Source organism: Peribacillus sp. Hz7 (assembly GCF_042136355.1).
Lineage (GTDB): Bacteria > Bacillota > Bacilli > Bacillales > DSM-1321 > Peribacillus > Peribacillus asahii_A.
In genome coordinates, this window is record NZ_JBHHJV010000045.1 from 1 (window position 1) to 11637 (window position 11637).

The 11637-nt window shown below is 38.2% G+C and carries 11 protein-coding genes, 1 tRNA gene, 2 rRNA genes, 1 other RNA gene and 1 other annotated feature; of the genes, 13 read left to right on the top strand and 2 right to left on the bottom strand.

Annotated elements, in window-relative coordinates; translation table 11 throughout:
* Positions 1-116 (top strand): 5S ribosomal RNA (gene rrf, locus ACE199_RS23175).
* A gap of 10 nt (positions 117-126) precedes the next feature.
* Here rrf and ACE199_RS23180 read toward each other — a convergent pair.
* Complete coding sequence (locus tag ACE199_RS23180) at positions 127-1104, bottom strand: YaaC family protein (protein WP_375351881.1); 978 nt, start codon at positions 1102-1104, stop codon at positions 127-129.
* A 122-nt stretch (positions 1105-1226) separates the two neighbouring features.
* On the opposite strand from ACE199_RS23180, the gene guaB reads away from it, so the two are divergent.
* The 4 genes from guaB to ACE199_RS23200 all read left to right on the top strand — a co-directional run bounded on the left by guaB (position 1227) and on the right by ACE199_RS23200 (position 6117).
* Positions 1227-2693, top strand: a complete 1467-nt coding sequence (gene guaB / locus ACE199_RS23185) for an IMP dehydrogenase (protein ID WP_375351882.1) — start codon at positions 1227-1229, stop codon at positions 2691-2693.
* Between the two features lie 194 nt (positions 2694-2887).
* Entirely contained in the window at positions 2888-4213 is a 1326-nt protein-coding gene (locus ACE199_RS23190) for a D-alanyl-D-alanine carboxypeptidase family protein (RefSeq protein ID WP_375351883.1), read from the top strand.
* Between the two features lie 69 nt (positions 4214-4282).
* Positions 4283-4502 (top strand) — a binding site (T-box leader).
* Positions 4503-4563: 61 nt separating this feature from the next.
* Positions 4564-5844, top strand: a complete 1281-nt coding sequence (gene serS, locus ACE199_RS23195; RefSeq protein ID WP_375351884.1) for a serine--tRNA ligase — start codon at positions 4564-4566, stop codon at positions 5842-5844.
* 180 nt (positions 5845-6024) lie between these two features.
* Positions 6025-6117 (top strand) — tRNA-Ser (locus ACE199_RS23200).
* A gap of 75 nt (positions 6118-6192) precedes the next feature.
* Here ACE199_RS23200 and ACE199_RS23205 read toward each other — a convergent pair.
* Positions 6193-6735, bottom strand: coding sequence for a cysteine hydrolase family protein (locus ACE199_RS23205; protein ID WP_375351885.1), 543 nt, complete (start codon positions 6733-6735; stop codon positions 6193-6195).
* Positions 6736-6869: 134 nt separating this feature from the next.
* Between ACE199_RS23205 and tadA the strand changes: the two genes are divergently transcribed.
* The 8 genes from tadA to ACE199_RS23245 all read left to right on the top strand — a co-directional run.
* Positions 6870-7382, top strand: a complete 513-nt coding sequence (tadA, locus tag ACE199_RS23210; protein WP_375351886.1) for a tRNA adenosine(34) deaminase TadA — start codon at positions 6870-6872, stop codon at positions 7380-7382.
* An 82-nt stretch (positions 7383-7464) separates the two neighbouring features.
* Positions 7465-7729, top strand: an RNA gene (ffs, locus tag ACE199_RS23215) — signal recognition particle sRNA large type.
* Positions 7730-7957: 228 nt separating this feature from the next.
* Positions 7958-9646 carry a DNA polymerase III subunit gamma/tau gene (dnaX, locus tag ACE199_RS23220; RefSeq protein WP_375351887.1) on the top strand — a complete coding sequence of 563 codons (1689 nt, stop codon included), beginning with the start codon at positions 7958-7960 and terminating at the stop codon, positions 9644-9646.
* 22 nt (positions 9647-9668) lie between these two features.
* Positions 9669-9986 carry a YbaB/EbfC family nucleoid-associated protein gene (locus ACE199_RS23225; protein ID WP_119119056.1) on the top strand — a complete coding sequence of 106 codons (318 nt, stop codon included), beginning with the start codon at positions 9669-9671 and terminating at the stop codon, positions 9984-9986.
* A 61-nt stretch (positions 9987-10047) separates the two neighbouring features.
* The gene (gene recR, locus ACE199_RS23230) at positions 10048-10644 is read left to right on the top strand and encodes a recombination mediator RecR (RefSeq protein ID WP_119119049.1); all 597 of its coding nucleotides are present in this window, start codon (positions 10048-10050) and stop codon (positions 10642-10644) included.
* 19 nt (positions 10645-10663) lie between these two features.
* Positions 10664-10882, top strand: a complete 219-nt coding sequence (locus ACE199_RS23235; RefSeq protein ID WP_375351888.1) for a YaaL family protein — start codon at positions 10664-10666, stop codon at positions 10880-10882.
* 126 nt (positions 10883-11008) lie between these two features.
* Positions 11009-11272: a pro-sigmaK processing inhibitor BofA family protein gene (locus tag ACE199_RS23240; RefSeq protein WP_252288107.1), complete on the top strand. Its 264-nt coding sequence runs from the start codon at positions 11009-11011 to the stop codon at positions 11270-11272.
* A 289-nt stretch (positions 11273-11561) separates the two neighbouring features.
* A 16S ribosomal RNA gene (locus ACE199_RS23245) occupies positions 11562-11637 on the top strand; the annotation flags it as partial.

Here is an 11637-nt window from a genome sequence, read left to right on the forward strand (position 1 = left end):
TCTGGTAATGATGGCGAAGAGGTCACACCCGTTCCCATTCCGAACACGGAAGTTAAGCTCTTCAGCGCCGATGGTAGTTGGGGGTTTCCCCCTGTGAGAGTAGGACGTTGCCAGGCAAGCATGGGATCAGCTGAGAAGCTGATCTTTTTTATTGAATTCATTTAACCATTTAGATACTAAAAAAGTAGTTTTGCTAGGGGTTATTTTAAGAAATTGAATGATGGTTGGATAATCATCATTGGGCATTGTTTTAAACAGTTCAGACCACCACTCTGTTTCATAGCGGGCAATCATACTTAGATTGTATAAAACTAAATAATGAAGAAGCAATTCAGGCAATACATAGCACGGTGACTGTTTATTGAGAGAAAGCATAAAGTTCTTTGAATAGGTATTATAGCGAATCGGCGAGCTTCCATTATAATACAGTACATCTTTAGGAGTAATTATGAGATCCTTTTTATTTTCCTCTAATGATAAAGTTAATTTGATTTTAGAACTAAGGAATTCTACAAAGCGGCTACTCGTCATTTGATAATGATCGAGTATAGATGATGGTAGTAGAAAGCCTTGATGTGTAAGAGTTAGTGTTTCGAATTGTTTGGAAGAATGAACAGGCGAATTCATTTGCATTTCTGGAATTTCCTTCAGTAGTGTTTCCATTGTGAATTTTTCCCCTTCTAACTGTTTGATATTAAAAATTTTTTCAGCTAAACAAGTGATTAATCCATTTTTTTGTACTTTTACTTCATCCTTCAAAAACTCATATTGTTGCTTTTTTCTTTTTCTTGTTGTGACCCCATGAGCAAGCAAGGAAGTCGATTCAGGGTAATTAGGGTCTACGGTAAGTAAACATGCTTTTAAAAGCTGTACAAACCCGTAGAACGTTAAAGTAGGCTGTATAGAGGGTGGAGCAATACTTGCTTGTTCATAGTATGTTTTTGCGTGTTCTAGATAATATATAAACGGGTAGCAATTTTCATAGCTCTTTTGTTCTGCATTTGGAATATGTAGTTGAGTATAATGTTTTCTTAAAAATAGTTGAGAAGAAGATGCTGAAAAAAAAGGCAAAAGGGAATCAAAATAACCAGTGTTTATAAACAAAGATAACAGCTCCTTTGAATTTTTTAAATTAATAGAAAAATCAAACTTTTCCATTCGTTCTTGACAGTATTATGCCCAGTTGATAACCTACAAATAATATTTTTTAGCAGGAGGGGAAAGAAATGTGGGAAAATAAGTTTGCAAAAGAAGGTTTAACTTTTGATGATGTGTTACTGGTACCAGGAAAGTCGGAGGTATTACCAAACGATGTAAGTTTAAAAGTAGAGTTGGCGGAAAATTTGAAACTTAATATTCCGATTATTAGTGCAGGAATGGATACAGTAACAGAAGCGGAAATGGCGATCGCAATGGCTCGTCAAGGTGGCTTAGGAATTATTCATAAAAATATGTCAATTGAAGCTCAAGCTGATCAAGTAGATAAAGTTAAACGTTCTGAGAGTGGTGTTATCTCTGACCCATTTTTCTTAACGCCAGAACATCAAGTATTTGATGCTGAGCATTTAATGGGCAAATATCGAATTTCTGGAGTGCCAATTGTTAATAATGAAACAGATCAAAAGCTTGTTGGGATTATTACAAATCGTGATTTACGCTTTATTGATGATTTCTCTTTAAAAATTTCTGATGTGATGACAGTTGAAAATTTAGTGACAGCACCAGTTGGCACAAATTTAGAGCAAGCTGAAAAAATTCTTCAAAAATATAAAATCGAGAAACTCCCTCTTGTTGACGATAACGGTGTTCTAAAGGGATTAATTACAATTAAAGATATCGAAAAAGTTATTGAATTCCCGAACTCAGCTAAAGATAAACAAGGAAGATTGCTTGTTGGAGCTGCAGTTGGGGTAACGAAAGATACACTGAAGCGTGTAGAAATGCTAGTGAAAGCACATGCTGATGTTATTGTATTAGACACAGCGCATGGCCATTCTGCAGGTGTTCTTGGAAAAGTTAAAGAAATTCGAGATGCTTATCCTGAATTAACAATTATCGCAGGGAACGTTGCAACAGCAGAAGGCACACGAGCATTAATCGAAGCAGGTGCTGATATTGTAAAAGTGGGAATCGGACCTGGCTCAATTTGTACAACACGTGTTGTTGCCGGTGTAGGTGTACCACAAATTACAGCTGTATATGATTGTGCAACAGAAGCTCGCAAACATGGTAAAACAATTATTGCTGATGGTGGTATTAAATACTCTGGTGATGTTGTAAAAGCTTTAGCTGCAGGCGGAGATGCAGTAATGCTTGGAAGCTTACTTGCTGGTGTTACGGAAAGCCCAGGGGAAACAGAAATCTTCCAAGGCCGACGTTTTAAAGTATATCGCGGTATGGGTTCTGTTGCAGCGATGGAAAAAGGGTCTAAAGACCGTTACTTCCAAGAAGATAATAAGAAATTCGTTCCAGAGGGAATTGAAGGGCGTCTTCCTTATAAAGGACCTCTTGCAGATACAATTTATCAATTAATCGGTGGTATTCGTTCAGGTATGGGATACTGCGGAACACCTACTTTAACGGATTTAAAAGAAAGAGCACAATTCGTTAAAATGACAGGTGCGGGCTTAAGAGAAAGTCATCCGCATGATGTTCAAATTACAAAAGAAGCACCGAACTATTCTTTACAATAAGGTAAAACCTCCCTTGGTGGAGGTCTTACTACCTGCTAAAGATGGAATAAAAATTACCAAAAAAATAGGTATCGTCTTTCATGACTCTACCTATTTTTTTTGTTTTTTCTATGATAAACTAAAAAAAGTGTGTGAGGCAGACTAGAAATAGCTGCCTATTATTTAAAAAGCTTACAAGGTGGAGGTATTGGAAATTGAAAAGAATCAGCAAGATGACCCTGATGTTCATGACCGTTTTTGTTCTCGCGTTGTCACAATTTGCTTATCAACCGGGGAAAGCTCAAGCTGAATCTGATAATTTAGGCTTAAAAGCAGAAGCAGCGATTATCATTGATGGTGAAACTGGGCAAATTATATATGAAAAAAATGCCGAAAAAGTTTTAGGTATTGCTTCAATGTCTAAAATGATGACAGAATATATCGTGTTAGAAGCGATTCATAATAAAAAAATTTCTTGGGATACAAAAGTTCAAATAAATGAGTATGTACATAAATTATCCAAAGCGCCGAATTTGTCGAATGTAGGCTTAACACAAGGTGAAGAGTATACAGTCAAAGAATTATATAGTGCGATGGCTGTATACTCTGGTAACGCTGCAACAGTAGCTCTGGCTGAAAAAATTGCTGGTAGCGAGAAGAAATTTGTTCAACTACTGAATAAAAAAGCGAAAGAATTAGGTTTAAAAAACTATAAATTTGTAAATTCCACTGGGCTTAATAATTCTGATTTACTAGGAAATCATCCGTCTGGCGATGCAAATGAAGAAAATGTAATGACAGCGCAGGATGTAGCTTTACTAGCCTATCGGTTAATTAATGATTATCCAGAAGCGCTAGATTACTCAAGTATCTCTAAATTGAAATTTCGCGATGGTAGAGAATATCCAAACTTTAATTGGATGTTGCCGGGTTTAATCTTTGAATATGATGGCGTTGATGGTTTAAAAACAGGTTCAACGGATTTTGCCGGGTATGCTCATACTGGAACAGCTGTTCGTGATGGGCAACGTTATATTACAGTGGTTATGAAATCAACATCTAAAGACGAGCGTTTTAGAGATAGTATTAAATTAATGGACTACGCTTTTGATCAGTTTAATAAAGAAGAAATTCTTCCTGCACACTATCAGGTCAAAGGGCATAAGTCACTTGATGTTGTGAAAGGAAAAGAAGACGTAGTTAATATTGAAACAAAAGAAGCACTAGATTTAGTTGTAGAAGATGATTATAAAGATCATGTTAAAACGAAACTTGTTATTGATAAAAGTAAGTTAAATGAAGAGGGACAATTAACAGCGCCGATTAAAAAAGGTGAAAAGCTTGGTTATATTACTGTTCAAGTAGGAGCAGAATCATATGGTTCAATCACGAATCCAGAAGCTAAAGCGGTCAAGGTAGACGTTGTAGCTGCTGAGTCAGTGGAAAAAGCGAATTGGTTTGTTCTTTCTATGCGTGCAGTAGGTGGATTCTTCGCTGATATTTGGTCAAGTGCTGCGTCTACTGTTAAAGGATGGTTTTAATAGAATTCGCGTATAAAACGGTTGCAACTTGCAAATAATTGTAGTACATTATGGAAAAACAATTTGATTTATAAAGCTATGACAGGAAATAGTAACAAGAGAAGCTTGCTGTAGAGAGCCGATGGTTGGTGAAAATCGGTGTAAGCATCTTGTGAATCCATCCTTGAGTAAAGAACGGAACACCTTTTAGGTTAGTAAGTACTTTCGGTTCAAGCCGTTATCTTGACAAGTGGAAGACAAATATTGTCTTCAACTAGGGTGGCAACGCGGGTTAACTCTCGTCCCTTTTATAGGGACGGGAGTTTTTTGCGTTCAGAAGCTATAAGCTATATAAATAGGAGGAAAGAAAGATGTTAGATTTAAAATTTTTACGAAATAATTTTGAAGAAGTAAAACGTATTCTACAATATCGTGGAGAAGACTTAACGGATTTAGGGGCATTTGAAGAATTAGATGTGAAACGTCGTGAGTTAATTGCTGAGGTAGAGCAGCTAAAAAGTAAAAGAAATGAAGTATCTCAACAAGTAGCAGTATTAAAACGTGAGAAAAAAGATGCTGATACGTTAATTGTCGAAATGCGTGAAGTGGGAGATCGAATTAAAGGTTTAGATGAAGAACTTCGTGAAGTAGAAGCGAAGTTAGATATGCTTCTCTTATCTATTCCAAACATTCCGCATGAAAGTGTTCCAATTGGAGAAACAGAAGATGATAACGTAGAAGCTCGTAAGTGGGGAGAAATTTCGCAATTTACATTTGAACCAAAGCCGCATTGGGATATAGCAACAGATTTAGGGATTGTTGACTTTGAACGCGCTGCAAAAGTAACAGGAAGCCGTTTTGTTTTTTATAAAGGGCTAGGCGCACGATTAGAGCGTGCATTAGCAAGTTTTATGTTGGATTTACATGTAGAAGAACATGGTTATGAAGAATTAATGACACCGTTTATGGTAAACCGCACAAGTATGACAGGTACTGGACAGTTGCCGAAGTTCGAGGAAGATGCATTTCGTATTGAAAGTGAAGATTATTTCTTAATTCCAACAGCTGAAGTGCCTGTAACGAACTTCCATCGTGATGAGATTTTAAATGGAGAGGATTTACCGCTTAGCTATGTAGCTTATACAGCATGCTTCCGTTCTGAAGCAGGGTCTGCAGGCCGAGACACACGTGGTCTGATTCGCCAGCATCAATTTAATAAAGTCGAGCTTGTGAAGATTGTAAAGCCAGAAGACTCTTATCAAGAACTTGAAAACTTAACAGGTCATGCTGAGAAGGTGTTGCAACTGCTTGGTCTACCATATCGTGTATTGAGCATGTGTACAGCAGACTTAGGATTTACAGCAGCGAAGAAATATGATCTTGAAGTATGGCTGCCGAACTATGGCGGTTATCGAGAAATCTCTTCTTGTAGTAATTTTGAAGCTTTCCAAGGGAGACGTGCGAATATCCGTTTCCGTCGTGATGCGAAAGGAAAACCGGAGCCTGTTCATACATTAAATGGATCTGGTTTAGCTATCGGCAGAACAGTAGCAGCTATTTTGGAAAATTATCAACAGGAAGACGGAAGTGTTATTATTCCGGAAGTATTACGACCATATATGCGTGGTGTAGAAGTCATTAAGCCTAGCTAATTTGAAAGAAAGGGGACTTATCTGTCAAAGGTAATGTCCCTCTTTTTAAATGATGTATTAGCGAATGTTGCTGCTGAAGTGAATTTCCTTTTATTTCATTGATAATCTTTTTTATGCTAAAAAATTGGTCGAGATGTTGACATTCTTTTTGAATCATTGTACTATATTAACTGTCAACACGGAGGTATACCCAAGTCTGGCTGAAGGGATCGGTCTTGAAAACCGACAGGGGGGTCAAACCCCGCGGGGGTTCGAATCCCTCTACCTCCTCCATTTATTTTTTAATCACACTTGCATGCATAAATATGGAATCGTATGAAAATCCGTTACATTACGTAACGGATTCTTTTATTGGAGAAAAGATGAAATAAGAGGGCTTTTAGCTGTACTTGCTTTTAACACTTGATTCATCATCGTTAAAGCATATTGATTGTCCTGTATATCGGCAGAGGCAATTGCGTCCTCTGGTGCCCAAATTTTATATTCACGCATATAAGCATCGTTGGCAGTGAAAAGGACGCAGATATTCCCTGCAATTCCAGTTAAAATTAAAGTATCGATCTTTAATTGGTGTAATAAAGTTTGAAGAGCTGTACCGTAAAAAGCAGAATGTTTTGGTTTGATTAAAAAGTAATCATCATTTGTTGGCTTAATTTGTTCAATGATGTCTGTATTTTGTTCATGTTGACAAGTGGCGATAATTTTTTCAAAGTCAGCTTGCCATAAATTGTAGTGATCATTGATGTAGATGGTTGGAGCCCCTTGTTTTTTTATGGTTTCTTTAATATGTAAAATCGGTTTAACAATAGATTTAGTATGCTTAAGCAGTAAATCGCCATGAGCAAATTTAAAATCATTAATCATATCAATAATAATTAGGGCGCATTTCATAAATATTCTCCTTTTTTAAGTTTGCATCCATTATAGATAGTGCGATACGATGTCCTATATGTCAGGATAATGTGTGTTTAATCTTTATAGTTAGCTCGATAGCATCTCTTTACTCCTATAAAAGGGGGGGATAGATGGTGAAAGATGATGCGTATTATATGAATATAGCTTTACAAGAAGCAAAAAAAGCACGTGCTCTTCAAGAAGTACCAATTGGTGCGATTGTTGTTTGGAAGGATGAAGTAATCGCTAGAGCTTATAATTTACGTGAGACGGATCAAAATGCAGTGGCTCATGCAGAATTATTAGCAATACGTGAGGCTTGTGAAGTTCTTGGAACATGGAGGCTAGAAGAAGCCACTTTATATGTAACGCTCGAACCGTGCCCAATGTGTTCGGGTGCAATTATTAATTCCCGTATTAAGAGGGTGGTCTTTGGTGCACATGATCCAAAGGCAGGATGTGCTGGGACGTTTATGAATTTACTTCAAGATGAACGTTTTAATCATCAAAGCGAAGTAACGAGCGGTGTACTGCGAGAAGAGTGCGGCGGTATACTGACAGCTTTTTTTAAAGAACTTCGTGAGCGAAAAAAGGCGGCTAAGAAAGCAAAAAACTCACATTGTATAGAAGATATTAACAGCTAATAAATATTGCTTTTTTAAAATATAATCGGTATAATAAATCATGTACCTAGATGAGGTACACTAATTATTGGTATCATATTTGCCGTGCTAGGTGGGGAGGTAGCGGTGCCCTGAACTCGCAATCCGCTCTAGCGAGACGGAATCCCTTCTCGAGGTTAGCGTACTGTAGGGTCTGCCTTAAGTAAGTGGTGTTGACGTCCGGGTCCTGCGCAATGGGTCTCCATGAACCATGTCAGGTCCGGAAGGAAGCAGCATTAAGTGGAAGTTCCCATGTGCCGCAGGGTTGCCTGGGCCGAGCTAACTGCTTAAGTAACGCTTATGGTTGTTAATCGACAGAAGGTGCACGGCAGTTATTACATAATAAATCAACTCATCCATTAAGGGTGAGTTTTTTTGTATCAAGATAAGGAAGTACGAAATTTTTGATACGTTTTGTTGGCGTCATTGGCTCTATGATTTAACTAATCGCTTTGGAAGACAAAGAACGTATCTGCCCGCTGCTTATCTTACATTGTAACGATGGAAATAAGTACGCTATAATTAAGAGAGATGGAGAAAATAAAGGAGGGATTACCGTGGGATATCAAGCATTATATCGGGTGTGGCGACCACAACAATTTATTGATGTAGTCGGTCAGGAACATGTAACGAAAACGTTGCAAAACGCTCTCATCGGGCAAAAAGTTTCCCACGCCTATTTATTTTCAGGACCGCGTGGTACAGGGAAAACGAGTGCGGCCAAAATCCTCGCGAAGGCTGTAAACTGTGAGCATGCGCCAACAAGTGAACCTTGTAATGAATGTGCGACCTGCCGAGGCATTACTGACGGCTCCATATCGGATGTGATTGAAATTGATGCGGCTTCTAATAATGGGGTAGAAGAAATTCGAGATATTCGCGATAAAGTGAAGTATACCCCCAACGCAGTTACATACAAAGTGTATATCATCGATGAAGTACATATGCTATCACAAGGAGCTTTCAATGCTTTATTAAAAACATTAGAAGAGCCGCCTAGGCATGTCATCTTTATTTTAGCTACAACTGAGCCGCATAAAATTCCCCTAACGATAATTTCTCGTTGTCAACGTTTTGATTTTAAACGTATTCAACCCCAAGATATCGTTGGTCGGATGTCGCAAATTGTGGGTGAAACAGGTGTGGCATGTAATGAGCAGGCTTTACATATTATTGCGAGAGCGGCTGAAGGCGGAATGCGTGATGCGCTAAGCTTGCTTGATCAGGCTATTTCGTTTAGTACAGATGAAGTAACAGTAGAAGATGCTCTTACAGTGACGGGATCGGTATCACAAGCCTTTTTAAGTCGATTAGCGCGAGCTGTTTATGAGAGAGATGTGGCTGTTTCCCTTCAAGTTTTAGATGAACTATTAGCAATGGGAAAAGATCCGGCTCGTTTTATAGAAGATATTATTTTTTACTTCCGAGATATGTTATTATATCAATCAGCTCCAAGTTTAGCTGATACGTTTGAACGAGTGTTGATTGATCCGCAGTTTAAAGAACTCGCCGGTATGATTTCTACAGACATGATTTATCAAATGATTGAAAGCTTTAATACAACACAGCAGGATATGAAGTGGACAAATCATCCACGTATCTTACTAGAAGTCGCGCTTGTGAAGTTGTGCAATGAACAGTCATCATCTCAAGTTGATAACGGACAAGTACAACAACTTCTTGCTAAAATAGAGGGCCTTGAGAAGCAAATTGAAAATCTTAAACAAAATGGATTAGCGATTTCTAATGTTGAACGAGTAGCAGCCAAACCAAAAGCACAAAGGACTACAAAAAAAGCATATAAGGCACCAGCAGGGAAAATTCATCAAATTTTAAAACATGCGACAAAACCTGATTTACAAGCAGTGAAAAGTAAATGGGGCGAAGTTTTTGAACAACTGGGTCAACAAAACTTAAAGTCATTAGCGGCTTTATTGACAGAAGCAGAACCTGTTGCTGCCTCAGAAGGTGCATTTGTGGTAAAATTTAAATATGATATTCATTGCCAAATGGCCATGGAAAATAGCCGTTTAATCGGAATGCTTGCATCTATTATGGAACAACTTACCGGTCGTCGTATGGAAATGGCAGGTGTGCCGGAGAGTCAATGGCAGCAATTGCGAGAAGAGTTTCTTTCTACGCAGCAACTCGATGGTCCAACCGAAATGGAATCAAAAGAAGAAGATCCTTTTATAGCAGAAGCCCGTAAATTAGTCGGGGATGATTTGCTAGAAATTAAAGAATAATTAGGAGGTACGAAGAATGGGTATGCGTGGTGGCATGGGGAACATGCAAAACATGATGAAACAAATGCAAAAAATGCAAAAGAAAATGACAGAAGCACAAGAAAAACTAGGGGAAGAAAGAATTGAAGGAACAGCTGGCGGCGGAATGGTTACCGTGATTGTGACAGGTCATAAAGAAATCGTTGATGTTGCGATTAAACCTGAAGTAGTCGATCCGGATGATATTGAAATGTTACAAGATTTAGTGCTAGCAGCAACAAATGATGCGCTAAAGAAAGCAGAAGAATTAACGAACAAAACGATGGGGCAATTTACAAAAGGCATGAACCTGCCATTTTAAATAGTAAGAGAAGAAACTTCCGTAATGGAGGTTTCTTTTCTGTCATGGAAGGAAGGATACGATGCATTATCCAGAACCGATTTCAAAGCTTATTGACAGCTTTATGAAGTTACCAGGTATCGGACCGAAAACAGCGGCAAGGCTTGCTTTTTTTGTGTTAGGTATGAAGGAAGATACGGTGTTAGACTTTGCAAAAGCGCTGATTAACGCCAAGAGAAATCTTTCTTATTGTTCGGTGTGCGGTCATATTACGGATCAGGACCCGTGTATGATTTGTGAAGATCAGCGCCGGGACCGAGACGTGATTTGTGTGGTGCAGGACCCGAAAGACGTTATTGCGATGGAGAAGATGCGCGAGTTTAACGGACTGTATCATGTGCTGCATGGCAGCATTTCGCCGATGGATGGAATTGGACCGGAGGATATTAATATCCCTGATTTATTGAAGCGCCTGCAGGATGAGACAGTGCAGGAAGTCATTCTGGCAACCAATCCAAATATTGAGGGAGAAGCCACAGCGATGTATATTTCTAGACTGTTGAAGCCATCAGGTATTAAAGTGACAAGAATTGCCCATGGCTTACCAGTCGGCGGTGATTTAGAATATGCAGATGAAGTAACATTATCGAAAGCAATTGAAGGACGAAGAGAAATTTAAAGCGTGTGGGGGAAGAAAGATGTTCTTTCGGCGAAAAAAAAGACTGAGACATGAATATGATGCAGCATTGATACAGCAGCTGGAGTATTTTAAACAAAATTGGATGAATCAAAAAACCTTGCTGGAAAGAAGTGTCGACCCATCTGGAGAGGCGAAAGCAACATTAAAAATTGCAGAATTAAAGTATTTTTATATGTTTAGGGAAGCGAAGCAAAGACAAGCGAAGGTAAAGAGATGATGTTTGTAGAGGACTATTAGGAGAGATCTGATAGTCTTTTTTTATTTTATATTCAATGCTTACACAGTTCTTAATAAATGAATGATGACATATGAATAGGGTACAAGCTCAAAAGGAGGCGAAAGCTTGGAACCTGTCGTATTTGTTGCAATCATTGCAGGCTTAATCCTACTGTTGCTCATTGTTGGAGCACCATTAAAACCAATCCGATATGTAGGACAAGTGGTTATTAAACTTGTGATTGGAGCAGTTTTTCTTTTCTTTCTAAACACATTAGGTAATCAAGTAGGTATACATGTACCAATCAATTTCGTTACTTCAGCAATAGCGGGAGTGTTGGGGATTCCTGGTGTTGCTGCACTAGCCGCCATTGATTATTGGGTAATATGAGAATCTAAGAAACTATCTTAGATTCTTTTTGTTATGTATTTATTAAATAATTACTGTTGACTTTTAATTAGATAGTTGATATTATATTAAAGGTCGCTGATGCGACACTAAACTTCTTTCTTAAAAATAAAAAGTGTTGACTTTGATTAGTGTATGTGATATATTATAAAAGTCGCTTGTGAGAGAAGTGATAAATCGTTCTTTGAAAACTGAACAAAACAAAGCGCCAACGTTAATTTTTTAAGTGAGCACACACTATTAAAAAAGTGCAACATGAGCAAGTCAAATTCTATCGGAGAGTTTGATCCTGGCTCAGGACGAACGCTGGCGGCGTGCCTAATACATGCAAGTCGAGCGAATCAATG

Coding starts and splice junctions, on each gene's coding strand:
- ACE199_RS23225 (WP_119119056.1), top strand. CDS start 9,669: ATGCGTGGTGGCATGGGGAACATGCAAAACATGATGAAACAAATGCAA.
- guaB (WP_375351882.1), top strand. CDS start 1,227: ATGTGGGAAAATAAGTTTGCAAAAGAAGGTTTAACTTTTGATGATGTG.
- ACE199_RS23205 (WP_375351885.1), bottom strand. CDS start 6,735: ATGAAATGCGCCCTAATTATTATTGATATGATTAATGATTTTAAATTT.
- recR (WP_119119049.1), top strand. CDS start 10,048: ATGCATTATCCAGAACCGATTTCAAAGCTTATTGACAGCTTTATGAAG.
- serS (WP_375351884.1), top strand. CDS start 4,564: ATGTTAGATTTAAAATTTTTACGAAATAATTTTGAAGAAGTAAAACGT.
- tadA (WP_375351886.1), top strand. CDS start 6,870: ATGGTGAAAGATGATGCGTATTATATGAATATAGCTTTACAAGAAGCA.
- ACE199_RS23235 (WP_375351888.1), top strand. CDS start 10,664: ATGTTCTTTCGGCGAAAAAAAAGACTGAGACATGAATATGATGCAGCA.